This is a genomic window from Comamonas aquatilis (assembly GCF_965139575.1).
Classification (GTDB): domain Bacteria; phylum Pseudomonadota; class Gammaproteobacteria; order Burkholderiales; family Burkholderiaceae_C; genus Comamonas; species Comamonas aquatilis.
The window spans coordinates 21,892-46,548 of sequence record NZ_CBCSIW010000008.1 but is presented as its reverse complement, the minus strand read 5'-3'; the positions used below and the strand labels follow the sequence as shown (position 1 = coordinate 46,548).

27 protein-coding genes are annotated in these 24,657 nt (G+C 62.4%); 17 read left to right on the top strand and 10 right to left on the bottom strand.

Annotation, left to right across the window (positions count from 1 at the left end):
- Nucleotides 1–25 precede the first annotated feature (25 nt).
- Together ACNAZA_RS11835 and ACNAZA_RS11830 are read left to right on the top strand one after the other, a co-directional pair.
- Entirely contained in the window at nucleotides 26–1,696 is a 1,671-nt protein-coding gene (locus tag ACNAZA_RS11835) for an amidohydrolase (protein WP_415796782.1), read from the top strand.
- Nucleotides 1,697–1,716: 20 nt separating this feature from the next.
- Nucleotides 1,717–2,703, top strand: a complete 987-nt coding sequence (locus ACNAZA_RS11830; RefSeq protein WP_415796781.1) for a CobW family GTP-binding protein — start codon at nucleotides 1,717–1,719, stop codon at nucleotides 2,701–2,703.
- A gap of 123 nt (nucleotides 2,704–2,826) precedes the next feature.
- Here the strand turns inward: ACNAZA_RS11830 and mobA are convergent, their stop codons facing one another.
- A complete protein-coding gene (gene mobA, locus ACNAZA_RS11825; protein WP_415796780.1) occupies nucleotides 2,827–3,441 on the bottom strand; it encodes a molybdenum cofactor guanylyltransferase MobA in 615 nt (204 codons plus the stop codon).
- A 438-nt stretch (nucleotides 3,442–3,879) separates the two neighbouring features.
- On the opposite strand from mobA, the gene ACNAZA_RS11820 reads away from it, so the two are divergent.
- Nucleotides 3,880–4,920 carry a porin gene (locus tag ACNAZA_RS11820; protein ID WP_415796779.1) on the top strand — a complete coding sequence of 347 codons (1,041 nt, stop codon included), beginning with the start codon at nucleotides 3,880–3,882 and terminating at the stop codon, nucleotides 4,918–4,920.
- A 61-nt stretch (nucleotides 4,921–4,981) separates the two neighbouring features.
- Here the strand turns inward: ACNAZA_RS11820 and ACNAZA_RS11815 are convergent, their stop codons facing one another.
- The 4 genes from ACNAZA_RS11815 to ACNAZA_RS11800 form a co-directional block, all read right to left on the bottom strand.
- A complete protein-coding gene (locus tag ACNAZA_RS11815; RefSeq protein WP_415796778.1) occupies nucleotides 4,982–5,692 on the bottom strand; it encodes a hypothetical protein in 711 nt (236 codons plus the stop codon).
- Between the two features lie 26 nt (nucleotides 5,693–5,718).
- Nucleotides 5,719–6,732 carry an MlaD family protein gene (locus ACNAZA_RS11810; RefSeq protein WP_415796777.1) on the bottom strand — a complete coding sequence of 338 codons (1,014 nt, stop codon included), beginning with the start codon at nucleotides 6,730–6,732 and terminating at the stop codon, nucleotides 5,719–5,721.
- A 13-nt stretch (nucleotides 6,733–6,745) separates the two neighbouring features.
- Nucleotides 6,746–7,549, bottom strand: a complete 804-nt coding sequence (locus ACNAZA_RS11805) for an MlaE family ABC transporter permease (RefSeq protein WP_415796776.1) — start codon at nucleotides 7,547–7,549, stop codon at nucleotides 6,746–6,748.
- Between the two features lie 69 nt (nucleotides 7,550–7,618).
- Nucleotides 7,619–8,092 (bottom strand): MerR family transcriptional regulator, encoded by a 474-nt coding sequence (locus ACNAZA_RS11800; protein WP_120967099.1) that lies wholly within the window; start codon nucleotides 8,090–8,092, stop codon nucleotides 7,619–7,621.
- Nucleotides 8,093–8,131: 39 nt separating this feature from the next.
- Between ACNAZA_RS11800 and ACNAZA_RS11795 the strand changes: the two genes are divergently transcribed.
- The 8 genes from ACNAZA_RS11795 (at nucleotide 8,132) to ACNAZA_RS11760 (ending at nucleotide 16,463) form a co-directional block, all read left to right on the top strand.
- The gene (locus tag ACNAZA_RS11795; RefSeq protein WP_415796774.1) at nucleotides 8,132–10,258 is read left to right on the top strand and encodes a heavy metal translocating P-type ATPase; all 2,127 of its coding nucleotides are present in this window, start codon (nucleotides 8,132–8,134) and stop codon (nucleotides 10,256–10,258) included.
- 102 nt (nucleotides 10,259–10,360) lie between these two features.
- Nucleotides 10,361–10,867 carry a hypothetical protein gene (locus ACNAZA_RS11790; RefSeq protein WP_415796773.1) on the top strand — a complete coding sequence of 169 codons (507 nt, stop codon included), beginning with the start codon at nucleotides 10,361–10,363 and terminating at the stop codon, nucleotides 10,865–10,867.
- 118 nt (nucleotides 10,868–10,985) lie between these two features.
- The gene (locus ACNAZA_RS11785; protein ID WP_415796772.1) at nucleotides 10,986–11,336 is read left to right on the top strand and encodes a hypothetical protein; all 351 of its coding nucleotides are present in this window, start codon (nucleotides 10,986–10,988) and stop codon (nucleotides 11,334–11,336) included.
- Nucleotides 11,333–12,781, top strand: coding sequence for a TolC family protein (locus tag ACNAZA_RS11780; RefSeq protein ID WP_415796771.1), 1,449 nt, complete (start codon nucleotides 11,333–11,335; stop codon nucleotides 12,779–12,781). The genes ACNAZA_RS11785 and ACNAZA_RS11780 overlap by 4 nt, the downstream gene beginning before the upstream one ends.
- Nucleotide 12,782: 1 nt before the next feature.
- The gene (locus tag ACNAZA_RS11775) at nucleotides 12,783–14,180 is read left to right on the top strand and encodes a multicopper oxidase family protein (protein ID WP_415796769.1); all 1,398 of its coding nucleotides are present in this window, start codon (nucleotides 12,783–12,785) and stop codon (nucleotides 14,178–14,180) included.
- Nucleotides 14,181–14,274: 94 nt separating this feature from the next.
- Nucleotides 14,275–14,769: a DUF411 domain-containing protein gene (locus tag ACNAZA_RS11770; RefSeq protein WP_415796768.1), complete on the top strand. Its 495-nt coding sequence runs from the start codon at nucleotides 14,275–14,277 to the stop codon at nucleotides 14,767–14,769.
- 25 nt (nucleotides 14,770–14,794) lie between these two features.
- The gene (locus ACNAZA_RS11765; protein WP_415796767.1) at nucleotides 14,795–15,175 is read left to right on the top strand and encodes a copper-binding protein; all 381 of its coding nucleotides are present in this window, start codon (nucleotides 14,795–14,797) and stop codon (nucleotides 15,173–15,175) included.
- Between the two features lie 70 nt (nucleotides 15,176–15,245).
- The gene (locus ACNAZA_RS11760) at nucleotides 15,246–16,463 is read left to right on the top strand and encodes a leucine-rich repeat-containing protein kinase family protein (RefSeq protein WP_415796766.1); all 1,218 of its coding nucleotides are present in this window, start codon (nucleotides 15,246–15,248) and stop codon (nucleotides 16,461–16,463) included.
- A gap of 9 nt (nucleotides 16,464–16,472) precedes the next feature.
- Here ACNAZA_RS11760 and ACNAZA_RS11755 read toward each other — a convergent pair whose 3' ends face one another.
- Nucleotides 16,473–17,321 (bottom strand): MetQ/NlpA family ABC transporter substrate-binding protein, encoded by an 849-nt coding sequence (locus ACNAZA_RS11755; protein WP_415796765.1) that lies wholly within the window; start codon nucleotides 17,319–17,321, stop codon nucleotides 16,473–16,475.
- A 184-nt stretch (nucleotides 17,322–17,505) separates the two neighbouring features.
- Nucleotides 17,506–18,468 (bottom strand): LysR family transcriptional regulator, encoded by a 963-nt coding sequence (locus ACNAZA_RS11750; RefSeq protein WP_415796764.1) that lies wholly within the window; start codon nucleotides 18,466–18,468, stop codon nucleotides 17,506–17,508.
- A gap of 157 nt (nucleotides 18,469–18,625) precedes the next feature.
- Between ACNAZA_RS11750 and ACNAZA_RS11745 the strand changes: the two genes are divergently transcribed.
- Genes ACNAZA_RS11745 through ACNAZA_RS11735 form a run of 3 tightly spaced genes read left to right on the top strand, consistent with a single transcriptional unit; the run spans nucleotide 18,626 to nucleotide 20,189 of the window.
- Nucleotides 18,626–19,528, top strand: a complete 903-nt coding sequence (locus ACNAZA_RS11745) for an MBL fold metallo-hydrolase (protein WP_415796763.1) — start codon at nucleotides 18,626–18,628, stop codon at nucleotides 19,526–19,528.
- Between the two features lie 2 nt (nucleotides 19,529–19,530).
- Nucleotides 19,531–19,932, top strand: a complete 402-nt coding sequence (locus ACNAZA_RS11740; protein WP_415796762.1) for a nuclear transport factor 2 family protein — start codon at nucleotides 19,531–19,533, stop codon at nucleotides 19,930–19,932.
- On the top strand, nucleotides 19,929–20,189 hold the full coding sequence (locus ACNAZA_RS11735) for a hypothetical protein (protein WP_415796761.1): 261 nt from the start codon (nucleotides 19,929–19,931) through the stop codon (nucleotides 20,187–20,189). Before ACNAZA_RS11740 ends, ACNAZA_RS11735 begins: the two co-directional genes overlap by 4 nt.
- A 79-nt stretch (nucleotides 20,190–20,268) precedes the next feature.
- Here the strand turns inward: ACNAZA_RS11735 and ACNAZA_RS11730 are convergent, their stop codons facing one another.
- Nucleotides 20,269–21,105, bottom strand: a complete 837-nt coding sequence (locus ACNAZA_RS11730; RefSeq protein ID WP_415796760.1) for a MetQ/NlpA family ABC transporter substrate-binding protein — start codon at nucleotides 21,103–21,105, stop codon at nucleotides 20,269–20,271.
- A 156-nt stretch (nucleotides 21,106–21,261) separates the two neighbouring features.
- Here ACNAZA_RS11730 and ACNAZA_RS11725 point away from each other — a divergent pair, with 156 nt between their 5' ends.
- Nucleotides 21,262–22,275: a P1 family peptidase gene (locus ACNAZA_RS11725; protein ID WP_415796759.1), complete on the top strand. Its 1,014-nt coding sequence runs from the start codon at nucleotides 21,262–21,264 to the stop codon at nucleotides 22,273–22,275.
- A gap of 67 nt (nucleotides 22,276–22,342) precedes the next feature.
- Here ACNAZA_RS11725 and ACNAZA_RS11720 read toward each other — a convergent pair whose 3' ends face one another.
- The gene (locus ACNAZA_RS11720) at nucleotides 22,343–23,182 is read right to left on the bottom strand and encodes an alpha/beta fold hydrolase (RefSeq protein WP_415796758.1); all 840 of its coding nucleotides are present in this window, start codon (nucleotides 23,180–23,182) and stop codon (nucleotides 22,343–22,345) included.
- A 38-nt stretch (nucleotides 23,183–23,220) separates the two neighbouring features.
- Nucleotides 23,221–23,487 carry a hypothetical protein gene (locus ACNAZA_RS11715; RefSeq protein ID WP_415796756.1) on the bottom strand — a complete coding sequence of 89 codons (267 nt, stop codon included), beginning with the start codon at nucleotides 23,485–23,487 and terminating at the stop codon, nucleotides 23,221–23,223.
- 381 nt (nucleotides 23,488–23,868) lie between these two features.
- Here ACNAZA_RS11715 and ACNAZA_RS11710 point away from each other — a divergent pair, with 381 nt between their 5' ends.
- Complete coding sequence (locus tag ACNAZA_RS11710) at nucleotides 23,869–24,165, top strand: ElaB/YgaM/YqjD family protein (protein WP_415796754.1); 297 nt, start codon at nucleotides 23,869–23,871, stop codon at nucleotides 24,163–24,165.
- Nucleotides 24,166–24,260: 95 nt separating this feature from the next.
- A complete protein-coding gene (locus tag ACNAZA_RS11705; protein WP_415796753.1) occupies nucleotides 24,261–24,608 on the top strand; it encodes a PRC-barrel domain-containing protein in 348 nt (115 codons plus the stop codon).
- Nucleotides 24,609–24,657 lie beyond the last annotated feature (49 nt).

Sequence of the window (24,657 nt, the reverse complement as noted above, 5' to 3'; positions counted from 1 at the left end):
AGAACCGCAAGAGTTGGATATGCAAATGAAAACAGAGACAGGCCATTCAAACCACAACGATACGGTGCAGGTGTTTGCCGCGCGCAAGGTGCTCACCATGAACGTGCAGCAGCCCGAGGCCACGCATGTGGCCGTGCAGAACGGAAGGATCCTGGCGGTCGGCAGCGCCGCCGACATGGCGGCATGGCCCGATGCACAGCCCGTGGACACCTTCCGCGACAAAGTGCTGATGCCCGGTCTGATCGAAGCCCACTGCCATCTGATGGAAGGCGCGATGTGGGATGCCATCTATCTGGGCTACTTCGATCGGCGTGATCCGGATGGCAAACTGTGGACAGGCCTGCGCACGCTGGAAGCGGTGCTTGCGCGCCTCAGAGAGGCCGAGGTGCACATGAGCGATGCCGATACGCCGCTGCTGGGCTGGGGCTTTGATCCGATTCTGTTCGGCACCGAACGTCTGTCGGTCAAGGAACTTGACACCGTGTCCGCCACGCGCTCCATCGTCATCATGCATGCGAGCGTGCATCTGATGAACGTAAACTCCGTGATGCTGGCGCAGGCGGGCATCGATGAAGACACCGACATCGACGGAGTGCACAAGGATGCGGACGGCCAGCCCACGGGCGAGCTACAGGAGTTTGCCGCGATGTTCCCGGTGCAGAAGCTGCTCGGCAAGTCGATGACGCTGGCTGCGGCCGAGCAGGCTGAGGCCGTGTGGAAGTTCGGCCGCGTCGCGCAACTCGCGGGCGTGACCACCGCGACCGATCTGGTGAGCGATCTGACGCAGGCAGGTCTTGAAACGCTGCACCAGGTGACGGCAGCCCCCCAATATCCCATGCGCGTGGTGCCCGCATTTGCACCGCAGCGCAATCCTGATGGTGGCGCAGCGCGCGTGTTGCAGGCCATCGGGGATCAGACCGACAAGCTGCGCTTTGGCCCAGTCAAGTTCATCGTCGATGGCTCGATCCAGGGCTTCACCGCGCGGCTGCGCGAGCCGGGTTATTTCGGCGACCAGCCCAATGGTCTGTGGCTGATTCCGCCGTCTCAACTGCAGGATTTGTTCACGCCTTTTCACACCGCAGGTTTGCAACTGCACATCCACACCAATGGCGACGAGGCCACGGAAGTGGTGCTCGACGTGATCGAGAAGATGCTTGCAGCGCATCCGCGCGACGATCATCGCCACACGCTGCAGCATTGCCAACTGGCCGACCGGGCGCAACTCGAACGTGCAGCGAAGCTGGGCATGTGCATCAACTTCTTCTCCAACCATCTCTACTACTGGGGCGACGCGCATGCCAGTCAGACCGTGGGCCCACAGTGGGCTGCACGCATGAATCCGGCGGAGACGGCGCGGCAATTGGGCATCACGTTCTCGCTGCACTCCGATGCGCCGATCACGCCGCTCAACCCGCTGTTCACTGCATGGTGTGCGGCACATCGCGCCAGTGCAAGCGGCAAGATTCTCGGTGAAAGCGAGCGCCTGTCTGTTCGTGATGCACTGCATGCCGTGACGCTTGGCGCGGCCAAAACGCTGAAGCTGGAGCACATGATTGGCAGCATCGAGCAGGGCAAGTTGGCGGACTTTGCGGTGCTGGAAGACGATCCAAGCAGCATGCCAGCCGAGCGTCTTAAAGACATTCAGGTGTGGGGCACGGTGCTCGGCGGTAAGGCCTTTGCGGCACCACGCTGCTGACCGGATTTGACTGCTCGACGATGATGCAGGCCAATCAATATGCACCCATTCCGATGGTCGTCGTCGGCGGCTATCTTGGCGCAGGCAAAACCACCATGCTCAACCGCTTGCTCACGCAATCCGGTGATCTGCGTGTGGCGGTGCTGGTGAACGACTTTGGCGAGATCAACATCGATGCGGCGCTCATTCGCACGCGAAATGACGATGTGATTCAGCTGGAAAACGGTTGCGTCTGCTGCTCGATTGGCGACAAGCTGGTGCAGGCGCTCGCCGAGATCAGTGAACGCGCGGACCGACCGGACCTGCTCGTGATCGAGGCCAGCGGTGTTTCCGATCCACTGCGCATCGCGCAGGTCGGAATGCTCGACCGCGCATTCCGTTTGAATTCCATCGTGGTGCTCGCCGATGTCCTCGGGTTGCAGCAACATCTGGCGGACCCGCTGATCGGTGACATGGTGCGCCAGCAGATGGCTGGTGCTACCGCATTGGTGCTATCCAAATGCGATCTCGCCCGCGAGAGCGACATTGCAGCTGCTGGCGAATTGCTGTCGGGTATGGCACCACGCGCCGTGCGATTCAGAGCCGATCACGGCATGCTTCCGATGTCCCTCTTTCTCGATGTGGAAAGCAGGCCCGAACAATCCATTCCATCACTGCTGAGTCCGCAGCCAGGTAGACGCTGGAGCAACCGCGCGTCGGATGCGCTAGTGCATCGTGCAATCACGAGCTTTTCGATTCGCATGCAGGGCGAACAGTTCGACAAGCTGCGCCTCAAGCAGGCCCTGCGCAGTCTTCCCGCTGGAACGCTGCGTGCCAAGGGCGTCGTTTGCATGCAGGGCAAAATGCGTCCTCAGGAGCTGCATGTAGTGGGTGGTCGCATGCGGATCACAGATGCAGAGCGGGACTCACTGACGGAGTCCGTGCTGGTCTTCATCGGCATATTTTCTGCGGGAGATGAGGAGCGGGTCCGGGACGAGCTGTGCGCTTCGATCGCGACAGAGGCATAGCTGCGCCCGGGGTTTGGGGAGGCTCGGCTTCATACCGATTTGTGCAACAGCGCCAATCGAAATCGGCTTGCCGGATCAGAGGGCCAAGCGCTCTTTAATTCAGGCTCCCCCTCGTACGCCCGTTCAAGCCTGCAACTGCTGGAGCTCGTCCGCAGTGTTGGCATTGAAGAAGGCCTGGGCCTCGTCAAATACCACTTCCACCACACGATGCTGAGCCGTCCACTTGTCGAACTTGCGCTCGCCCGCTTGCAGAAAAGCGAGCAGGCTTGCTATCAAACAGGTGCGCAACAGGCAGAAAACCGGCTGGGAACGTAGCTGACCGCCTTCATGCGTGGCAACCATGGCGATATCGGCACCCTGCTCGAGCGCAGTGGCGGCCAGACGCTCTACGAAGTCCTTGGGAAATTCTGGCGTATCGCAAGGCACGGTGACCAGCCAGGGCGTTCCGGCATGCTGCATCCCCGTCAGCAGCCCGGCCAGCGGGCCGGCATAGCCATCTATGGAGTCGGGCCACACCGGCACACCCATGGCGGCATAGACAGGCAGATTGCGGTTGGCGCTGATCATGGCCGGACCCACCTGCGGCTGCAGGCGCTGCAAGGCATGCAAGGCCAGTGGCAGGCCGCGATGGTGCTGCAGTCCTTTGTCCACACCGCCCATGCGACTGCCCCGCCCCCCCGCAAGCACCAGGCCGGTGATGTCTTCGCGCGCAATAGGGTCCAGGATCTTGTCGCTCATATTTTCTGCAAGTCGCTCTTAAAAAAACTCTCAGGCGCTTTCAGCACAGACGCACTGTGACGTTTCCGCAGAGATTGCCGGACATTATCAGTCTATGCACCCAGCGCAAGCCTGCTGCATAAGCCCCAGGCAAACGCCTTGCCGGCCAGCGCCAGCAGCTGCGGCCTGTCGAATGACTGTTATTCCCAAAAATTTGCGCGCTTTGGCCTACAGCCTTGCCCCAGCTGGGAAAAGAGCAGATTTCGAGCGCCGCCTTCGCTTTTTTGTGCGTCTTCAATCCGGTACATCCCTGAGGCTCTGATGCAAAAAAACCACTGTCACAAAGCGGAAATAGTGATTTCATCGCCTTCTGCGGCCGAGCCTCGCGGTCTGTATACAAAGCGCCGCTATATTTCCAAACGCAAATTCAACATCTAAAGAGAGAAGAGAGATAACGCCATGAAGAATTCTTTGATCGCCGTCGCGGCAGCACTGGCTTGCACCGGTGCGGCCTATGCCCAGAGCAATGTGCAGCTGACGGGTCTGGCCGATATGTATGCGGGTTCGATGAAGATGGCCGGTCAGGATCGCAAGTCGGTCGTGGGCTCCGGCGGCATGACCACCTCCTGGTGGGGCATCAAGGGCACGGAAGACCTGGGCGGCGGCCTGAAGGTTGACTTCAACATCACGGCCTTCATGCGCATGGATACCGGTGAAACCGGTCGTTTTCCTGGCGACACTTTCTTCTCGCGCGATGCGAATATCGGCTTGAACGGTGGTTTCGGCCGTATCGGCCTGGGCCGCGACAAGGCCCCCAACTTCCTGCCCACCATTCTGACCAACCCCTTTGGCGACTCGTTCACCATCTCGCCTCTGGTGCTGCATGCCAATACACCCACCTCGGCCTGGGGCGGCGCCCGTCTGACTACGCCAGCCGACACCGGCTGGAGCAATATGCTGGTCTACACGACGCCTAGTTTTGGCGGCCTGACAGCCAATGTGTACTACCAGTTTGGCGAGCAAACCACGCCCGGCGACAAAAGCAAGAAGAACGTGGGCGTGAATGCGCTGTACTTCAACGGCCCTCTGAGCCTGACCGCCTTCTATGAGCGCGACCAGATCACCAACCCCGGCAGCGGCACCGTCATGCCCACCAAGACCGACTGGATGGTTGGCGGCAGCTACAACTTCAATGTGGTGAAGCTGTATGCGACCTACGGCCAGGCCAAGGTCAAGAACACGGATAGCAAGAGCAAGACCTACTCGCTGGGCCTGGACGTTCCTGTCACCGGAACCCCTGGAACCGTCAAGGCGGCCGTGGCTCGCACCAAGGCGGAATGGACTGGCGCCGATGCCACCCGCACCACGGCAACGCTGGGCTACGACCACTTCCTGTCCAAGCGCACCGATGTGTACACCGCTTTGATGTATGACCGCGTGACCGATGCCACGCCCAAGAGCGGCACCGGCCTGATCGCCGGTATCCGTCACCGCTTCTAAGCAGGACAGACCAAGGCTTTATCGCCTGGATCCGACAAGCGAGGCTTTGGCCTCGCTTTTTTTATGGCGCAGCGCTTTCAGGCACCGGTTTTTGCAGCAGCTGGATTCGGCGCTCGATGGCTGCCGCACCGGCCGCATCTCCGCCCTGCTCCGCCGCCTTGGCCTGCAGCAGCAGCCAGGCCATCACAGCCCGGCGCCAGCCTTGGGCCGATGCGGTATCCACGCCCAGCTGCAACAATTGAGGCGAGGCAGCGCCGGCCCTGAGCGCCACACCAGCGGCCACCAGACGCGGCAGCGGGTCCTTGATGCCAGCCACAGCCTGTACCACCTGCTCAGCGGCAGCAGAATTTGCCAAACCGGCAAGCTGTGCCGCCACGGCCCGCTGTGCCTCGGGCAAGAGCGCCACATCTGCGGCCAGAGGCCGACCTTGCAGATAGCGGGCATAAGCCTGCTCCGGCGCGGCAGCGTCCTGCGCCAGCTTTTCATAGCCGGGGCAGCTATCCCATTGCAGACTGGCCACCTGGGCCGCGCAGCGCATCAGCTCTACACGGGCCGCCAGATCCGGACGGGCGGTGCCGGCCACGGCCTCACGCGCTTTTTGCCACTGCAGCGCCTCTACCCGCTGCTGGCCTTGCAGATAGGCGCTGTTGGCCCTTTGCGCCGCAGCTTCGGCGCTCAAAGCCCAGTCAGGGGCCGGAGGTTGGTTGCCGCAGCCGACCAGAACTACCAAAGCAATAGCTGATACCGCTTTAGGTACAAGGGCTGCAGCCATTTTTGACTGATTTTTTTCAGCACTGGTCATGGCAGCTTGAGCTCCGGCTTGTGCGCAAACGGCCATTTGCGCTGCAAATCATTCAGAACGGATTCCAGGCGCAGCAGATTGCTTTCTACTTCTGCGCGCAGCGCTCCCAGATCGGTGCTGGCTTCGCGTGCGTTGCTGCCCACCACCTTCATGTCTGCCAGTACGGCATCGACCTTGAGCATGCTTTTGCGCGTATCGGCCAGCAGTCCGTTGAGCTGGGCCACGGTAGCGCGTACCTCGGGCATCACGCCGTTGGCATCAAACACCTGGCTGTCGGCCCGGGCCACCATACGGTCCATACGACCCAGCACGGAGTTGGCGCGATCGATCAGCAGCGTCACTTTTCGAGCTTCTTCGTCGCTGCCCAGCACCACTCCCAATGCTCCGCCCTGGCCCTGCAGACGTTCGGCCAGCTTGCGCACCTCGGCCAGCGAGCCGCCCAGGGCCGAATCCGTGGCCGTCAGCGCCGCCACATTGGCCAGTACTTCCTTGGCCGAATTGATGATTTGCGGCAGCTCGGCCGTGGCATCGCCGCTGAGCACGGGGCGCACGGAATCGGGCGGCAACGGTGCGTCGTCCAGCATGCCGCTATAGGCCTTGATGGTGGTGCCGCCCACAATGCCCTTGACCAGGGTGAACACGCTGGACTGGCGCAGCCAGTGGGCGTCTTTTTCTGGCACGTCGACCAGAATGCGCACCGAGCCATCAGGTGCCAATTCAATCTTGCTGACCCGGCCTATGGGAAAACCGGAGAAGGTCATGTCCATGCCCACGACCACGCCTTGCGAGTCTTCAGCCGTCAGCACCAGCCGCTGCGTGGGCTCGAACACGCCGCGCGCATACAGCAGGTAAATGGCGGCCGCGAGTATCAGCGCCAGCGTCAGGCTCAGTAGCGCGGCGGCCTTGGTGCGCAGATGCGCCACAGGTTTGAGGCCCAGCAATTCCTCCTCGGCCAGCTGGGATTCCAGTGTCTGGCGCCGGATCTCATGCTCCTCGCGGGTATCCGTCATGCGAATGCTTTCATCAGTAGTAATTGCCCATCAGCGAGATGATCTCGATCAGCAGCAACACGGCAAACATGCGGGCAAAACCGCCCAGCTCAGCCCCGCCACGGCGGTGACGGGCCAACGGGGTGTACAGGGCCGAGGCCATGGGCATGATGGCCACGGTCAGGCTGAAAAACCAGGTCTTGAGCACAAACACCAGCGTAAGCGAGGGCGTGAAAACCTGCCCGAACACCCGCGTGTAGCCACCAAAACCCGCCAGCGTGAAGCCGTATACGCTGAAATACACGGTGATCAACGCCACCAGGCAGCTGAGCGCCGCCAACGTGATGGCGGCAAACACGCCGGCTGCCGTGCGCGGCAACACGGCCACGCGCAGCGGATCGACGCCCTGCTTTTTCCATGCCGCCAGATGGCCGCGCATGCGCAGCTGCACCACTTCCACTCCAGCCGGAATGGTGCAGCGCATGGCCACAAACAGCGCAGCGGTCAAAGGAATCAGCTCGATCACCATGACGCGCACCACCAGATCCAGCGCATAGCGCGACAGGCCATAGCTTTGCGCCGTGACGATCACGATGCGCGCAATCACGGCGCACAGCAAGGCGGCCAGCGCAGTAAAGCCCGTCAGTATGGGCACCGTCTGCACATACATCTGGTGCGCCAGCAAGGCGCGCGCGCCCTTGCGGTAGCTCGATGGCGACAGCTGCAGCACCAGCAGCACGGCCGTGAGGTAAATGCTGCGCCACCACGCCAGCGCCTGCGCGCCCAGCGCGGACCACAGACGCCCAGGCAGATTCAGGGTGGTTTCGCTCCAGCTCATGCAGGAATGATAGCGCCCACTTCTGACTTCACGCACACAAGAATCGCCAACAGCCCTTGGCAAACCCTGTTAAACATGGCGCTTGGCCGCTGCGCCGCCCTGCAATCCTTCGGGCAGGGGCTCATCGGCCTGGGCATGCAGGGCTTCGATGATGTGGCAGTAGCTGTCGCAGCCGTCGCACTGATTGCGCAAATGGACCAGCTCCCGCTCCAGCGCCTGCAGCTCGGCCAGACGCTCGCGCACATGGCCCAGATGCGCGTCCAGCGTGTCGCGAGCGGCCAGGCAATCGGCCTTGCGCGCGCCATCAAGCGCCAGCAGGGTGCGCACTTCGTCTAGCGACATATTCATGGCCCGGCACAGACGGATAAAGCGCAGGCGGTGCACATCTTCATCGCTGTACAGGCGGTACTGGTTGTCCTCGCGCACACCGGGCGAGAGCAGCCGCTCTTTTTCGTAATAGCGGATATTGGCCGCCGCAATCGCGCTGCGTTTGGCCGCATCTCCTATACGCCAGCGTGGAATCTGTGCTGCATTGACTGCCATGCTTGACCTTGAAGTGACTTTATTGTTTTCAATGCTGCCATGAAACCAGAAAACCTGTCCACCCACGCCCATGAGCATGCTCATGACAACACCCATGGTCACGACCATGAGCACGCTCACAGAAAATCAAAAGCCATAGCGGCTCCCGCAGCATCCAGTTGCGGTACCGGCTGCTGCGCCCCGTTTTCCATCAGCGAGCCGGTCAAGTCCCAGGCCCATGATGGTCACGAGCACGGCGAGGGCGACCACGCGGGCCACGACCACGGCGTGCTGCCCGGCTGGCCGCGCATTTTTGCCGCTTTGGCCGCAGCCCTGGGCGCAGAAGCTGCCCACTGGTTTGGTGGTGGCGACGGCAGCTCCAGCATGCTGCAATACCTGGGCATGGCACTGGCCGTGGCGGCCATCGCGCTTGCGGGTCTGGGCGTGTACAAGGTCGGTATCAAGGATGTGCTGCGCCTGAAGCTGGGCATTCACGCCCTGATGGCCGTGGCCGTCACCGGCGCCTTCATCATCGGCCAGTGGCCCGAGGCCGCCATGGTGATGGCGCTGTATGCCGCCGCCGAGCGCATCGAAGACCAGGCCATGGACAAGGCCCGCGCCGCCATTCGCGGCCTGCTGCAGTTGGCCCCCGAGACGGCCGACGTGCTGCAGCCCGGCGGCGGCACCCTGCGCATGGCCGCCAAGGACGTGCCCCTGGGTGCGGTGTTGCGCGTGACACCCGGCGCACGCATGCCGCTGGACGGAGAAGTCAGCGCCGGCGAAAGCTCGGTGGATCAGGCCCCCATCACCGGCGAGAGCGCCCTGGCCCACAAAGGCCCGGGCGACAAGGTGTATGCGGGCTCCATCAACCAGGACGGCGAGTTGCAGGTGCGCGTCACCGCTCCCGCCTCCGACAGCCTGATTGCCCGCATCGTCCACGCCGTGGAGCAAGCCCAGGCCAGCAAGGCACCGACCCAGCGCTTTGTCGACCGCTTTGCCGAGGTCTACACCCCCATCGTCCTGGTGCTGGCCATTGCGCTGGGCCTGCTCGCACCTTGGGTCATGGACTGGAGCTGGCAGCAGGCCGCCTACCAGGCTCTGGCCCTGCTGGTGATTGCCTGCCCTTGCGCGCTGGTGCTGTCCACTCCAGTCACCGTGGTCAGCGCCCTCACCGCCGCTGCCAAGCGCGGCATTCTGATCAAGGGTGGCAGCGCGCTGGAATCCGCCCGCAAGCTCAAAGCCATTGCACTGGACAAGACCGGCACGCTGACCACGGGCTCGCCCAAGCTGGTGGACTGGCAGACCTGGAACGCTGCGGCAGACGAGGCCATCGCCGAGCATGCCTATGCGCTGGCATCGCGCTCCGACCACCCGGTATCGCGGGCGATAGCGCAAAGCCTGCAAGCCCAGGCCGGCAATGACTTTGAACAAGCCCAGCAACTGAAGGCCTTGCCCGGCCGCGGCGTGCAAGCCCAGATCGCCGGCCAACTCTGGACCCTGGCCAATCTGCGCTGGGTCAAGGAGCAAGGCTGGAGCAACCCCGAACTGGAAGCAGCGCTTGAGATACAGGAGCAGCAAGGCCGTACCGTCACCCTGCTGGCCAACAGCCAGAGTGTGCAAGCCCTGTTTGCCGTGGCCGACCCGCTGCGCCCCCAGGCCCGCGAGGCCGTGCAGCAACTGCGAGCCGCAGGCGTCACCCCCGTGGTGCTCAGCGGCGACAACAGCGCCACCGTGCGCACCGTGGCGGCCGAAGCCGGCATTGACGATGCACGAGGCAATATGCTGCCCGAGGACAAGCTCAAGACCCTGGCCCAGATGCAGCGCGACATGGGCCCCACGGGCATGACGGGCGACGGCATCAATGACGCTCCGGCGCTGGCCCAGGCCGATATCGGCTTTGCCATGGGCGGCATGCATGCCACCGGCATGGCCATGGAAACCGCCGACGTGGTGCTGATGAATGACGACCTGCGCCGCATTCCCGATGTGGTCGATCTCTCAAAGCGCGCTCACAGCGTGCTGTGGCAGAACATCGGTCTGTCCCTGGGCATCAAGTTTGTATTCTTTGCCCTGGCTGTCAGCGGCAATGCCAGCATGTGGCTGGCCGTGCTGGCCGATATGGGCGTAAGCCTGCTGGTGGTTGGCAACGGCCTGCGCCTGAGGCACTGGAAGCGCGATTCACTATGAATCGCCATCCAGCCCTTGATTGGCAAGCGTCAATAGCTCTTGTTTTTGAAGTAATTCCCATGCCTGGGGAACTTTGAAACCCTGGCCGGTATCATTGCCTTCATGCGCCGCATTCTGTCCATCTTCATGGTGATGCTGCTGGCCCTGCGCGGGCTGGCAGGCGACGCCATGGCCATGGACCATCCGGCAGGCCATGACCCGGCCCAGGCTGTGGCAGCTTTTGCAGCCACAGCGGCCACCGCCTCTATGCTTTCGGCGGCACATGAGATGCACGAGGATGCGCCCATGGAGCATGCCCACCACGGCCAGCCCGCTGCGACCGGCCATGGCACGGAGCATGCCGCGCACGCCACCGGCAGCGTTAATAGCAATAGCGACAACGACAGCAACAGCGCCATGTGCAGCCATGAAGCCGGTCCCGCCAGCGATTGCGGCCAGCATGAAGCCCATTGCAGCAGCTGCGGCCTGTGTCACACAGCCATGGGCCAGCCCCGGCTGGCTGCACTGCCCTCTTTCCTGCCCACGGCGGCGCAGCCCCGCCACCAGGCCGCGCACTTTGCCAGCGCTGCGCCTGCCCAAGTCGTCAAGCCACCGATTCCTGCCGTCTGACACCCAAGGTGCGTCCGCAATTTTGATAGCTGCCTGCGCGCATGCTGTCTGGGCTTGATGGCAAAAACACATCAAAGCCCTGCGGTCGTGAATCTGGTCTCGACTTCTGGAATCGCTCATGCGCCAAGCGCACTCATTGTTCTTTCCTCTGCTGGCCACGGCTTTGCTGGGCGCCAGCCTGCCCGCTCAGGCAGCCGCCCCCTCTCCATCCTCGGCCGTACCTGCCCGGCCTGCAGTTTTTGACCCCAACGCCCCCACAGCAGCGCTGCAGCACCAGCCACTGCAAGCCGGCGCGGCCATAGTGGCCCAACCCGGCGACTGGAAGGCCGCCAATGCGACCGTCGCCGAGTTTCCACGCGGCCATGCCGATGTGCTCAAGTGGGAAAAAGCACAGGCGGGTGCCACCGGTCAATCTGCCGACCAGGCCATGCCCGCCCATGGCCGGCACCAGCATGGAGGCCAGCCATGAAGCACCTGGCACTCAAAGCTGCGCCGCTACTTGCTGCTCTGGTACTGGCAGGCTGCGCCAGCGTCTCGCCCGATGGCCTGCGCGGCAATGTGGCCCAACTGACCGAGGGCCGCTTGCCGCAAGGCGCGCAGCTACCGTCCGTCGACACCCAGGCACAGCAAAGCGCTCAGGCCCAGATCGCAGACTGGTTGCAACAGCCGGTTGACGTCGATGCTGCCGTACGCATCGCCCTGCTCAACAATCCCGGCCTGCAGGCCCAGCTGGCACAGCTCGGCATTGCCGACGCCCAGCGCGTGCAGGCGCTGACCCTGCCCAACCCCAGCTTTACTTTTGGCCGCTTTCGCAACGGCCACGAGCGCGAGATTGAGCGCCAGCTGAGCTTTGGCCTGGTCCAGCTCATCACCCTGCCCTGGCGCAGCCGCTGGCAGGGCTGGCAGCTGGAGCAAGCCACGCTGACCGCCGCCCAGCAGGTGCTGTTGCTGGCAGCCGACACGCGCCGCGCCTGGCTGCGCGCCGTGGCCGCCGAGCAGGCCCTGGCCGCCCATGAGCGCATGCACGAAGCTGCTGCCGTGGGCGGCGAGCTGGCCCAGCGCATGGCCCAGGTGGGCAACTTCAGCAAAATGGACCAGGCCCGTGAACTGGCCCAGCAGCAGCAAGCTGCCGCCCAGCTGGCGCGGGTGCGGCTCAATGCCCAGCTCGAGCGCGAGCAACTGGCCCGCCGCATGGGGCTGTGGGGTCAACAGCTGAACTTCAAGCTGCCCGATCAGCTGCCTGCCATTCCCGCCAATTCCGCCGCCCTGCGCAGCGGAGACGATGCCGAGGCCACGGCCCTGCGCCAGCGCCTGGACCTGGGCGCGCTGCGTCGCGATCTGGATGTGACCGCCGGACGCCAGGGTTGGGCCACGATAGGTTCCATCTTTGGCGACATTGGCGCCAGCTATAGCAACAACACCAGCACCGACCGGGCGAGCGGCCATAGCGACAAGACCCAGGGCTGGGAGTTCGATGTGCCCCTGCCGCTATTCGACTGGGGCTTTGCCGCACGCGGCCTGGCGCGCAATCAGGTGCTGCGCAGCGCCGCCCTGCTGCGCGACAACACCATTCGCGCGCGCAGCGAGGCCCGCAGCAGCTGGCTGAGTTACCGCACGGCCTATGACCTGGCCCAGCAGCAACAGGCCGAAGTCCTGCCCCTGGCCCGGCTGATGCAGGAAGAAACCGTGTACCGCTACAACGGCATGTTCATGAGCGTGTGGCAGCTGCTGGCCCAGGCCCGCGCCACGACCCAGGCCGTGGTCACCGCCACCGAGGCCCAGCGCGACTTCTGGCTGGCCGAGACCGATCTGCAGCTGGCCCTCACCGGCACATCACCGGGGATCTCACCCGGCGCCACCGCCGTCATCGCCACCTCCGCAGCACCCGCTGCAGCTCCCGAACCAGGCCACTGATATGCAACGCCGATCCTTCTTTAGCGGTGCTGCAGCAGCAGTCGCCGCCGCCACAACTTCTGCGGCCATCAGCAAGGTCGCCATGGCGGCCCTGCCCGAGCCCGTCTCGCAAGCCAGCGCCGATACGGCAGCGCCTTTGTCGCCGCCCAACGGCCGGCCTTACCAGCCCGTGGTCACGCTCAACGGCTGGACCACACCCTGGCGCATGAATGCCGGCGTCAAGGAATTCCATCTGGTGGCCGAGCCCGTGGTGCGCGAAGTCGCCCCCGGCTTTTTCGTCAACATGTGGGGCTATAACGGCCAGAGCCCGGGCCCGACCATCGAAGTGGTGGAAGGCGACAAGGTGCGCATTTTCGTCACCAACCGCCTGCCCGAGAACACCACCATCCACTGGCACGGCCAGCGTCTGCCCAACGGCATGGACGGCGTGGGCGGGTTGAACCAGCCGCACATTCCGCCCGGCAAGACCTTTGTCTATGAGTTCGAGGCCCGCCGGCCCGGCACCTTTATGTACCACCCGCACTCGGACGAGATGGTGCAGATGGCCATGGGCATGATGGGCTTGTGGATCACCCATCCCAAGGACAAGCACCCGCTGATCGACAAGGTGCAGCGCGACTATGCCTTTTTGCTAGGCGCATTTGCCGTGGAGCCCGGCACCATGACGCCGCGCGTCAACGAGATGACGGATTTCAATATCTGGACGTTCAACAGCCGCGCCTTTCCAGCCATCACACCCATGGTGGCCAAACAGGGCGACAAGGTGCGCATACGCGTGGGCAATCTGACCATGACCAACCACCCCATCCACATCCACGGCCATGAGTTCGAAGTCACGGGCACCGATGGCGGCCCCGTGCCCAAGACCGCGCGCTGGCCCGAGGTGACCACCGACGTGGCCGTGGGCCAGATGCGCCAGGTGGAGCTGATTGCCGACGAGCTGGGCGACTGGTCGTTTCACTGCCACAAAAGCCACCACACCATGGGTGCCATGGGGCATGACGTACCGACCATGATCGGCATCGACCACCGCGGCCTGGTGGGCAAGATTCAGAAGATCGTGCCCGACTACATGCTGATGGGCGAGCGCGGCATGGGCGATATGGGCAGCATGCAGATGCCGCTGCCCGACAACACCTTCCCCATGATGACGGGCAAGGGCCCGTTCGGTCCCATAGAAATGGGCGGCATGTTCACAACCTTCAAGGTGCGCAAAAGCCTGGGGGCCAACGACTACCGGGATCCGGGCTGGTATCAGCACCCCAAGGGCACGGTGGCCCATGAATGGCAAGGCGCGCCGCTGGCAGCCCAGGCGCCGCGCCAGACCGCGCCCGGCACCGCACCGGGAGCGGCCACGGTGCACAAGCCCGGACAAGCGGCCGATCATGGCTCGCACTGAAATTCTCAAAACCATAGCTGCTTGCGCTTACCCCGCATTCGCAAGCAGCCGATTTCTCTCTTGTTAAAGCACTGATGTGAAAGGAAACCGCACCATGCAAACCACGATCACCACCCGCCGCCACGCCCTGCATCTGCTGGCCGCCGCCGCAAGCACCATCGCCCTGCCCGCACTGGCGGGCAAATCCGCACAGACTCCCATGGAAGTCTGGAAGGATCCGAACTGCGGCTGCTGCAAGGACTGGGTCGCCATCATGGAAAAGTCCGGCTTTGCCGTCACCGTGCACGACACGGGCAACAACGCCGTGCGTGCCAAGCTGGGCCTGCCCAGCAATCTGGGTTCTTGCCACACGGCCCTGGTCGGCGGCTACCTGATTGAAGGCCATGTGCCAGCCGCCGATGTGCACAAGCTCTTGAAAGAAAAGCCCAAGGCTCTGGGCATCACCGTGCCCGGCATGCCCGTGGGCAGCCCCGGCATGGACGGCCCCGAATACGGCGGCCGCAAAGATCCATTCGACGTGCTGCTGGTCAGCAAGAACCTGATGGGCAGCGGCGTCAGCACCAGCGTCTTCAGCAGCTACCGCAGTTAAGCCGATTCCAATGAAAGACAGCTCCATGAACAAAACCATTCACACGGCCAAGACGGCCTTGCTGGCACTGGGCGCCAGCTTCGCGCTGGCCCTGCCCGCCCTGGCGCAAGACCACTCCGACCATTCCGCTCATGCCCACCACGGCGCGGCGGCAGCAACGCCTGCTGCTGGCGGCGCCCAGGCAGCCCTGACCGCCGGCGAAATCACCCGCATCGATGCCCGCACCGGCAAGCTCACCATTCGCCATGAAGACATCAAAAACCTGGACATGCCCGCCATGACCATGGTGTTTGCGCTGAAGAATGCGCAAAAAACTGCCGCCTTCAAGCCCGGCGACAAGGTGTTGTTTGCAGCCGAAGATGAAGGCGGCACGCTGACCATCACCCACATCCAGCCCGCGTCCTGATCGCTTTCTGATCGCAGCCCGGGCTTGGTGCATGCAGGGCCGCACTACACTGCGCCCTGCATGCAAAGCCTTGACCATTTTCACCAACAGCTGCAAAGCGGCACACTCAGGGGGGGCGCGCCAGCTCAAGCTGTGCTGCGGCCTGACTGAATTCCCCTCGGCCATCTACCAGCTGGCAGATTCGCTGGAAAGCCTGGACCTCTCGGGCAACCAGCTCAGCACCTTGCCCGAGGACTTCACGCGCCTGAAAAAGCTGCGCATTCTTTTCGCCTCCAACAACGCGTTCACCGAGCTACCGCCCGTGCTGGGCCGCATGCCCCAGTTGGAGATGGTGGGTTTCAAGGCCTGCCAGATTACCGAAGTGCCGGCGCAAAGCCTGCCGCCCCGGCTACGCTGGCTGATCCTGACCGACAACCAGATTCGCCAGCTGCCCGAGGCCCTGGGCCAGCGCCCACGCCTGCAAAAGCTGATGCTGGCCTGCAACCAGCTGCGCACGCTACCTGCCAGTCTGGCCCAATGCCAGCGCCTGGAGCTGCTGCGCATTGCCAGCAACCAGTTCGAAGCGCTTCCAGAGCCGGTGCTGGACTTGCCCCAGCTGGCCTGGCTGGCGCTGGCCGGCAACCCCATGACGCAAAAAAGCGAGCAGCTAGCGCTTGCGGAGCATGGGGAAAAGGCCTATTTCTATCAAGATCTGCAGCTGCATGAGCTGCATGAGCTGCATGAGCTGCTGGGCGAAGGCGCCAGCGGCCATGTTTACCGCGCCGCGCACACCGCATCCGGTCAGCCGCTGGCGCTCAAGCGCTTCAAGGCCGGGCAGACCAGCGACGGCACGCCTCAGTCCGAACTGGCCGCCGGTCTGGCTGCCGGCCAGCATCCCCAGCTGCTCACGCCACTTGCCGCCGTGCGCGGCCTGCCCCAGGCGCAACTGGCCATGGCTCTGCCCTTGCTGCCGGCCAGCATGCTGGCGCTGGCCGGGCCGCCCAGCCTGGCAAGCTGCACCCGCGATGTCTATGCCGACGGGCTGTGCCTGCAGCCCGGCGCTGCCAGCCGCATGCTGCAAGGCATTGGCGCTGCAGTGCAACATCTGCATGGACGCGGCCTGCTGCATGGCGATGTCTATGCCCACAACATTCTCTGGAACCCCGCCACGGGCGATGCGGTACTCAGCGATCTGGGCGCGGCCGCTTTGCTCCACGATTTGCCAGCCAAGCAAAAAGCGCAGCTGCAGCAGATGGAACTGCGTGCACTGCGCTACTTGGAAGCCGAAGTTCAGGCCCGTATGGCCTGAACCAGCGCCTTATTGCAGAAAACCTGGCTTGGCATAGCCGGCAAACTTGCTGTCCACCACGGCCTTGAATTCCTGGGATTTGTAGGCCTCGGCCAGATCCTTGGCCCAGACTGCGTTCTTGTCCTTGGTCTTGACAGCCACGATGTTCAGATACTGCTCGGGTGTTTTCTCCAGCAGCACGGAATCCGAGAGTTTCAGGCCCGAGGAGATAGCGAAATTGCCGTTGATGATGGCGTACTGCGCATCATCGAGGGCCCGGGGCAGATGAGCGGCATCCAGCGGCACCAGCTTGATCTTCTTGGGGTTGGCGGCCAGATCCAGCTCCGAGACGCGCAAGGGGTTCACGCCTTCCTTGAGCTTGACCAGACCGGCCTGCTGCAGCAGCAAAATGCCGCGCGCCAGATTGCTGGCGTCATTGGGCAAGGCCACGCGATCCCCTTCCTTGAGGTCCGCCAGGCTTTTGCGCTGCTTGCTGTACACGCCCATGGGGGCGATCGGGCCCTGGACCAAAGCCGTCAAATCGAGCTTGCGGTCGCCCTTGAACTGGTTGAAGTACACCTCGTGCTGGAAGAAGTTCGCATCCAGCGAGCCGTCGGCCAGCGCCAGATTGGGCTGCACATAGTCGTTGAACTCTACCAGTTTGACCTTGTAGCCCTTCTTTTGCAGGATGGGGACAATGCCCGCCTGCAACTGGTCGATGTTCGAGCCCGCCGTACCGCCAATCACCAGCTGCTTTTTGCTGGCGTCCTGAGCCGCAGCCGGCAGGGCCGTCACAAGCGCGGCACTACCGGCCACGGCCAGCGCAGCGGCTGCCAGAAAACCGCGACGCGCACGCACTGCGGAGAAGGGAAAGTTCATGAAATGCTCCTGTTGTTTCTTGAAGGAAATCTCTTGAGGCTTGGGCCTTGAAAACGACGGCTAAAAACACCGGCTCAAGGCAGTATCAAGACAATTGGAATATTCTCAAAACAATAAGAATCTATCTCTTTATCTGCAAAACAATATAAAGACTAAGTATGCCGTGCCTCCGTGACAATGCCCCTCATTCCGGGGGAGAAGGTTGCATTTGACCGAGTACCCGTTCTTCTCGCTCCATGAGCAAGTCCACAAAAGCCTTTACCTTGGCCGGCCGAAAGCGAGCCGCCGGAAATACCGCATGAATGCCGCCCGACGGCAGACTCCACCGTGCCAGCACCTGAAGCAGCCGCCCGGCCTGCAAATCCTCGGCAACCGCATAGTCGGGCAACACCGACAGGCCCGCGCCTTGGCGAACCGCCTCTCGCACAGCCAGCGTCGCATCCAGCGAGACCACAGGATGAACAAGCACGCTCTGGACGCCCAAAGTCTGATGGGAAAAACGCCAGTGCACAGGGTCACGCAGCGCGGTATTGGCGACGAATGGCAGGGCCGCTATCTCCTGGGGCTGCGTCAGCCCCAGCACCTGGGCAGCCCAGGAAGGCGCTGCCACCAGCAATTGCTGAAAGCTGCCGATCTGCCTGGCTTGCAGATTCAGTTCGGTCAGCCAGCCCACACGAATTGCCAACTCCACCTGTCCCGACATCAGATCTAGCGACTGATCGCTGAGCACGGCATCCACCTTGCATTGGGGATAGCGACGGGTGAACTCTGCGATGGCGGGCACCACGGCCGTGATGCCATAGTCCAGCGCCGCCGTCAGCCGCAGCGTGCCCGAGGGCTCGGCCGCCACTTCGGCCAATTCGTCAAAGGCCTCGCCCGCCTCCTTGAGGATCAGCGCGCAGCGCTGGTAGAACGCTCTGCCGGCGTCCGTGGGCGCGACCTTGCGCGTCGTGCGCGTGAGCAAGGTGGCTCTGAACTCGCGCTCCAGCCGCGCCACCTGCTGGCTGACCACGGCCTTGGTGATGCCCAGACGATCGGCTGCGGCCGTAAAGCTGCCCGTCTCCACCACGGCCGCGAAATACGCCAGCCGCTTGAGATTGGCGAAGTTGCCCGAGCTTGCCTCCTTGAGATTGTTTGCTATTTGCATACGGTCTATCTATTTCATCGCTATTTATTTGTCAATGTCTTCTACCTACCATTGCTGCATGGCCTGAAACCAAGCCCGGCACCTGCAAATCCTGCGTGACGCGTTCTGGAATCGATCCTCTCTCCTCTGCTCTCCTCAACCTTGACAGGAAACCACCATGCTGACTCGCCGCCACTTCGTTCTCACTGCCACCGCCGCTGGCGCAGCCACCGCTTTGGCAGGCTGTGCCACCCCATCGAACACCGGCAGCGCACCCCTGCAGTGGAAGCACCTGCCCGCTGGTGAAAAAGGCTTTTTCCGCGCCCCGGTGCTGCTGTCCGGCGAGCGAGAAGCGGTGCTGATCGACGGAGGTTTCTCCCTGCCCGACGGCCATGCCGTGGTGCAAGCGATCAAATCCTCCGGCAAGACACTGACCACCATCTACATCAGCCAGAGCGACCCCGACTATTACTTCAGCCTGGGCCCGGTCAAGGCCGCATTTCCGCAGGCCCGCGTGATTGCCGCATCCGACACGCTGGCCGCCATTCGTGCCAATGTGCAAAAGAAGATCGACACCTGGGCGCCCCAGCTCAAGGAAAACGGCCCGCAGAAGCTGGCCGACATCGTCTTTCCCGAAGCCTTCGACGGCCCATCGCTGACGCTGGAAGGCAAGACCATAGAGATCGTGAAAGCCCAGGGCATGGACAACCGCCGCTATCTGTGGGTGCCCTCGCTGAATGCGGTGTTCGGCGGCGTGCTGATCTTCTCGGGTCTGCATGTCTGGACAGCCGATACGCCGACTCCAGCCGCTCGTGCCGCCTGGATCAAAAATCTGGACGCCATCGCCGCACGCCAGCCCGCCGTGGTCGTGCCCGGCCACATGGCAGCCCAGGGCGCGCTGGATGTCTCGGCCATTCACTACACCCGCGAATATCTGCTGGCCTTCGAGCAGGAACTGGCCCGGACCGTCAACAGCGAGGCGCTGATTGCTGCCATGACCCAGCGCTACCCGAACGCGGGCCTGGCTGCTGCGCTGCAGATCGGAGCCAAGGTTGCCAAGGGCGAGATGAAGTGGGGCTGAACATGACGACAAATCTGGACATCATCCGCGCAACCTATGAAGGCTCGTCGCAGGAAAATGGCAAGCATCTGCTGGCCGTGCTGACCCCGGATACCCGCTGGACGGAAGCCGCCGGTTTCCCCTATGCGGGCACCTATGTCGGCGCCGAGCAGATCCTGGCCGGCGTGTTCCAGCGCCTGGCCACGGAATGGGAAAACTACCGGGCCCGCGTCCACACCTATCTGGCCGATGGCAAGCATGTGGCCGCCTTCGGCATCTACTCGGGAACCTATCGCCAGACCGGCAAGGCCATGACCGCCAGCTTTGCCCACTTCTACCATCTTGAAGACGGAAAAATCGTGAGCATGGAACAGTTCGTGGACAGCCATCCGGTACAGCAAGCCCTGCTGCCCAAGCTGCCATGAGCCACAGCACCGCCGAGCTGCAAGACATCCTTGGGCTGCTGCGCGCAGACCAATGGAATACCGCACACGACCGTGTACAACACCTCGAGGGCCTGCTTGCCGCCTGGCTGCACGGCATTTTGCATTTGCAGGAGGGCGATCTGGAGGATGCCGAAAACTGGTATGAGCGCGCAGCAAAGCGCTTTAGACAGCGCGGCACGCTAGCGCAAGAGCTGGCCCGCTTCGAGACCGCGCTGAACCAGGAGCCAGACGCTTGAGCCATCTGAGCGCCCATGAAAAAAAGGGACCGGCAGATCCGGTCCCTTTTTTCAAGCCAACGGCCTTGCGCAGCCCTGCTTATTTCAGGAATGCAGGCTTGGAATAGCCGGGGAACTGCGTGTCCACCACGGTCTTGAATTCAGGCGAGCGGTAGGCTGCCGCCAGATCCTGCGCCCATTGCGACTTTTCGTTGCCGGTCTTCACGGCCACCACGTTCAGGTACAGATCGGGCGTTTTTTCCAGCACCACGGCTTCCGTCAGCTTCAGCCCCGAGGAAACGGCAAAGTTGCCGTTGACCACGACAAAGTCGGCATCTTCAAGCACGCGGGGCAATTGAGCCGCTTCCAGCGCCACAAACTTGAGCTTGTGGGGATTGGCAGCCAGGTCCAGTTCGGAGATACGGGCCGGATTCACACCTTCCTTGATCTGGACAAGGCCGGCCTGCTGCAACACCAGCAGCGCACGGGCCAGATTGCTGGGGTCGTTGGGCAGGGCAACCTTGGCGCCGCTCTTCACGTCGGTCAGGCTTTTGTGCTTTTTGCTGTACACGCCCATCGGAGCCACAGGGCCCTGGGCAATGGCGCTCAGCGCCAGCTTGCGGTCGGCGGTGAACTGTTCGAAATAGGCTCGATGCTGGAAGAAATTGGCATCTAGTGAACCGTCGGACAGGGCCAGATTGGGCTGGACATAGTCATTGAACTCGATCAGCTTGATCTTGTAGCCCTTTTTCTGCAGCTGGGGCAGGATGCCTTTTTGCAGCAGGTCATAGTTGGAGCCCGCTGTGGCACCGATCAGCAGGTTCTTCTTGGCAGAATCTTGCGCCAGGGCTGAAGCGCCCACCGTCACCAGCAAGGCAGCGGCTGCGGTGGCCAGAACTGCGCGGCGGCTGGCAGCAAAAGAATAAGTGGCGGACATCAAGACTCCTGAATCTGAAAAACGGTGGACAGCACAAGTCGCGTTCATGCGAGTCACTGTCAGAATGCAGCGAGTATGAACTGTTTGCGGGTTAACCCCAAAGAATAAAAATCCATCTGTTTATCTTCGAATAGATATAAAGAAAAGAGAGCCGCTTTGATCGATTCAGCCCCAGACCTTCTCGCCCACACCGGCCACATAGCCCAGGTGCAGGGCATCAGCATTGGCCACTTCACCGATTCGCGCCGCCCGACAGGCTGCACCGCCGTGCTCTGCCCGGAAGGCGCAGTCGCCGGCGTGGACGTACGCGGCGCGGCCCCGGGCACCCGCGAGACCGATTTGCTGCACCCCAGCAACCTGGTGCAGCAGGTGCACGGCATCATGCTGGCGGGCGGCAGCGCCTGGGGACTGGATTCCGCCACCGGCGCCGTGCGCTGGCTGGAAGAACAAGGCGCGGGGCTGGACATAGGCGTGGGCAGGATTCCGCTGGTGCCTGCCGCCGTGCTGTTTGACGTGATGATGGGCGATATGCGCATACGCCCCGATGCCGCCGCAGGCTATGCCGCGTGCCAGACAGCCGGCATGCAGCGCCCCGCCGAGGGCAGCGTGGGCGCAGGCAGGGGCGCGGTGATCGGCAAGGTGTTTGGACACGACCGCGCCATGAAAGGCGGCATAGGCACGGCCAGCTTCACGGTAGACGGCGTGACTGTGGGTGCCATCGTCGCCTGCAACGCTTTGGGCGATGTCTACCACCCTTATACCGGCCAGTTGCTGGCCGGCGCCCGCACGGAAGACGGCGCAGCACTGCTCAATACCCGCGATGCGGTGCTGGCCGGCGCCGAGCCCCGCCCCGTGCTGGCAGGCAGCAACACCACGATTGGCGTGGTAGCCACCGATGCGCAAATCACCAAGGCCCAGGCCCATAGACTGGCCGTGGTGGCCCATGACGGCCTGGCCCGTGCCATCAATCCCGTACACACCATGAGCGACGGCGACAGCCTGTTTGCACTGGGCACAGCCCAAGCCGGAAAAAGCCTGGGCATGATGACGCTGTGCACCCTGGCCGCAGAAGCTGTGGCCGTGGCAACGGCCAGAGCCATCTTGCTGGCCTGCGCCGTGGAGATTGCAGACCAGCCCACGCTGCCGGCAGCCAGGGATTTGCACAGCTAGCTTGAAGACTCAAGACCGCGCGCAAGAACTCAAGGTCTGCGATGGATGCGCAATAAAGTGCCGCGGTTCAGCTGGCTTTCAGGAAATCAAGCACGGCCTTGTTGAATTCCTCGGCATGCGAGAGATTGCAGCCGTGCGGGCCGTTCTTGATCACATGCAGGCGGCTGCCTTGGATGGCTTTGTGGGTTCTGGCGCCACTGACTTCCAGCGGAACAATCTGGTCGCTGTCCCCATGAATGACCAGGGTGGGAATATCGAACTTCTGCAGATCGGCGCGAAAGTCTGTTCTGGAGAAAGCGCCTATGCAATCGTGCGAGCCTTTGGCCGAAGCCCACGCGCCAATCATTCTGGCGTATTCGCGCTGGGGCTCGCTCACCCATTGGTGACCTGCGGTATCGGTGAAGAATTTTTTGGAAAACCCCTCCAGAAAAGCCAGCCTGTCCGTCAGCACAGCATCTTCCTTGGCTCGGATGTCCTGGTCCGTGACAGCGCCTTCGGGGTTGTCTTTGGTTTGGTACAGATAAGGCGTCACGGCAGCCGCGAAGATGGCTCGTCTAACGGTTTTCGTGCCGTAAAGGCCCACATAGCGCGCCACCTCGCCGCCGCCCATGGAGAAACCCAGTAGCGTGACATCCTCAAGTTTCAACACCGTGATCAGTTCGTGCAGGTCGCCGGCCAGAGTGTCGTAGTCATAGCCGCTCCAGGGCTGGGAAGAGGCTCCGAAACCACGGCGATCATAGGCAATGACGCGATAGCCGGCATCAACCAAGTGGCCGACCTGCGCTTCCCAGGTTCGCCCACTCAGCGGCCAGCCGTGGATAAGAACAATCGGCGGCCCCTGGCCAAAATCCTGGTAGTGCAGTTGCACCGCAGGTGCACTCGATTGAGAAATTTCAATATAGGGCATGGGAGACTCCTTTAGTGAGAGTAAGCCGGTGGTGAGAACTACTCTGTGCGCCGTCTGCTGCCCAGAGGGCGACCGTCCTTGGCCCGCGCATCGGTATCGACCAGGCCTTTCTTGAGGTCTTGATGGGCTTGCTGCATCTCGGGGTGCACATGGTCGCCGGTTGCATGAAGAGACTGATCGCGCTCATGCGGCAACTGCGCTTGGTTGCCGGGAGCGCTTGCAGCGCTTTTGTGGGCCAGGTTGACCTTGACTTCATCCGGATTGGCCACGCGGCGCTGGTCTTTGGCTTTGGTCTTTGCGTTCATATAGGCCTCCTTTCGTGAATTCAGTCTGAGGTTCACACCCTCAGGTCGCTGTAGGCCATATGAGCAGCGCTGTTTTTGTATGTGAGATACGGCGTTTTTTTGTGTCCATATCGGGCACTGAAATCACGAAATACGCTTGCCATATGGCAGGTATATGGGCCGGATGCGGTCCATTACTTACGCCACGCAACCCTGCCTCCCAGGTGGAGAAAGACGGTTTTCATCAACACGCCAGCAGTCAAAAGTGCAACTGACGATCTCCGATGTGAACGTGCGTAGCGTGTGGTGACAATTCAAGAGGCCGTGACGGGGCTTGGCCTACATGGTTGAGGGAGTCAGGCGCTTAATCTGGGTCGTCCTGAGTTCAAGCAAAGGTTTGCCATGAGATTTGGAAAAAACAAGACTCCTGATCTTCAACGAGATCTTGAGCAACTGCTGGAGGACTTGCGCGCGTTGCTGTCCTCGACGGATAAGACAGCCGATCCGGCACTGACCCAGATATGCCACAAGATCGAGACGGCGTTGTGCAAGGTGCGCGATACATCTACCCATGCCGTCGAGCAATCCAGGGCTCTGGCACACGATGCGGATGACTATCTGCATGAGTCGCCCTGGCAGGCAGTTGGCGGTGCGCTGGCCGTGGGCGCACTCCTGGGTTTCATGCTGAGCCGACGCTAAGCAAGGCATCAATTCGCAACCCAACCACAGCGACTGCGCGCTCCGACTCGCAGCGCCCGTCCATCTCTCACATTCACTCATTCCTGGAGGACACCATGAATACAGCATCCAGCATCATTTCTTCGTCGAAAGTTGAAGGCACTCATGTATACAACCCGGCAGGCGATAAGCTGGGCTCCATAGATTCGCTCATGATCGACAAGCTATCGGGCAAGGTTCGGTATGCGGTCATGGAGTTCGGCGGCTTTCTGGGCATAGGCACGGACCGCTATCCACTGCCCTGGGACACGCTCAAATATGAAACCAGCATGGGCGGCTATGTGGTTTCACTATCCAAGGAGCAGTTGGAAAATGCGCCAAAGTACGCGCAAGACACCGCGCCAGAATATACAGAAGACTATGGCCGCCGCGTCTATGACTATTACGGCGTTCCATGGATTTAAAACACCACATTCATCGGCCCTGATACTCAGGGCCCGGTAGTCAATGCCC

What these genes read in the sequence shown, in the direction of transcription:
- ACNAZA_RS11835 (WP_415796782.1), top strand. Translation starts at nt 26, where the DNA reads ATGAAAACAGAGACAGGCCATTCAAACCACAACGATACGGTGCAGGTG.
- ACNAZA_RS11830 (WP_415796781.1), top strand. Translation starts at nt 1,717, where the DNA reads ATGATGCAGGCCAATCAATATGCACCCATTCCGATGGTCGTCGTCGGC.
- mobA (WP_415796780.1), bottom strand. Translation starts at nt 3,441, where the DNA reads ATGAGCGACAAGATCCTGGACCCTATTGCGCGCGAAGACATCACCGGC.
- ACNAZA_RS11820 (WP_415796779.1), top strand. Translation starts at nt 3,880, where the DNA reads ATGAAGAATTCTTTGATCGCCGTCGCGGCAGCACTGGCTTGCACCGGT.
- ACNAZA_RS11815 (WP_415796778.1), bottom strand. Translation starts at nt 5,692, where the DNA reads ATGGCTGCAGCCCTTGTACCTAAAGCGGTATCAGCTATTGCTTTGGTA.
- ACNAZA_RS11810 (WP_415796777.1), bottom strand. Translation starts at nt 6,732, where the DNA reads ATGACGGATACCCGCGAGGAGCATGAGATCCGGCGCCAGACACTGGAA.
- ACNAZA_RS11805 (WP_415796776.1), bottom strand. Translation starts at nt 7,549, where the DNA reads ATGAGCTGGAGCGAAACCACCCTGAATCTGCCTGGGCGTCTGTGGTCC.
- ACNAZA_RS11800 (WP_120967099.1), bottom strand. Translation starts at nt 8,092, where the DNA reads ATGGCAGTCAATGCAGCACAGATTCCACGCTGGCGTATAGGAGATGCG.
- ACNAZA_RS11795 (WP_415796774.1), top strand. Translation starts at nt 8,132, where the DNA reads ATGAAACCAGAAAACCTGTCCACCCACGCCCATGAGCATGCTCATGAC.
- ACNAZA_RS11790 (WP_415796773.1), top strand. Translation starts at nt 10,361, where the DNA reads ATGCGCCGCATTCTGTCCATCTTCATGGTGATGCTGCTGGCCCTGCGC.
- ACNAZA_RS11785 (WP_415796772.1), top strand. Translation starts at nt 10,986, where the DNA reads ATGCGCCAAGCGCACTCATTGTTCTTTCCTCTGCTGGCCACGGCTTTG.
- ACNAZA_RS11780 (WP_415796771.1), top strand. Translation starts at nt 11,333, where the DNA reads ATGAAGCACCTGGCACTCAAAGCTGCGCCGCTACTTGCTGCTCTGGTA.
- ACNAZA_RS11775 (WP_415796769.1), top strand. Translation starts at nt 12,783, where the DNA reads ATGCAACGCCGATCCTTCTTTAGCGGTGCTGCAGCAGCAGTCGCCGCC.
- ACNAZA_RS11770 (WP_415796768.1), top strand. Translation starts at nt 14,275, where the DNA reads ATGCAAACCACGATCACCACCCGCCGCCACGCCCTGCATCTGCTGGCC.
- ACNAZA_RS11765 (WP_415796767.1), top strand. Translation starts at nt 14,795, where the DNA reads ATGAACAAAACCATTCACACGGCCAAGACGGCCTTGCTGGCACTGGGC.
- ACNAZA_RS11755 (WP_415796765.1), bottom strand. Translation starts at nt 17,321, where the DNA reads ATGAACTTTCCCTTCTCCGCAGTGCGTGCGCGTCGCGGTTTTCTGGCA.
- ACNAZA_RS11750 (WP_415796764.1), bottom strand. Translation starts at nt 18,468, where the DNA reads ATGCAAATAGCAAACAATCTCAAGGAGGCAAGCTCGGGCAACTTCGCC.
- ACNAZA_RS11745 (WP_415796763.1), top strand. Translation starts at nt 18,626, where the DNA reads ATGCTGACTCGCCGCCACTTCGTTCTCACTGCCACCGCCGCTGGCGCA.
- ACNAZA_RS11740 (WP_415796762.1), top strand. Translation starts at nt 19,531, where the DNA reads ATGACGACAAATCTGGACATCATCCGCGCAACCTATGAAGGCTCGTCG.
- ACNAZA_RS11735 (WP_415796761.1), top strand. Translation starts at nt 19,929, where the DNA reads ATGAGCCACAGCACCGCCGAGCTGCAAGACATCCTTGGGCTGCTGCGC.
- ACNAZA_RS11730 (WP_415796760.1), bottom strand. Translation starts at nt 21,105, where the DNA reads ATGTCCGCCACTTATTCTTTTGCTGCCAGCCGCCGCGCAGTTCTGGCC.
- ACNAZA_RS11720 (WP_415796758.1), bottom strand. Translation starts at nt 23,182, where the DNA reads ATGCCCTATATTGAAATTTCTCAATCGAGTGCACCTGCGGTGCAACTG.
- ACNAZA_RS11715 (WP_415796756.1), bottom strand. Translation starts at nt 23,487, where the DNA reads ATGAACGCAAAGACCAAAGCCAAAGACCAGCGCCGCGTGGCCAATCCG.
- ACNAZA_RS11710 (WP_415796754.1), top strand. Translation starts at nt 23,869, where the DNA reads ATGAGATTTGGAAAAAACAAGACTCCTGATCTTCAACGAGATCTTGAG.
- ACNAZA_RS11705 (WP_415796753.1), top strand. Translation starts at nt 24,261, where the DNA reads ATGAATACAGCATCCAGCATCATTTCTTCGTCGAAAGTTGAAGGCACT.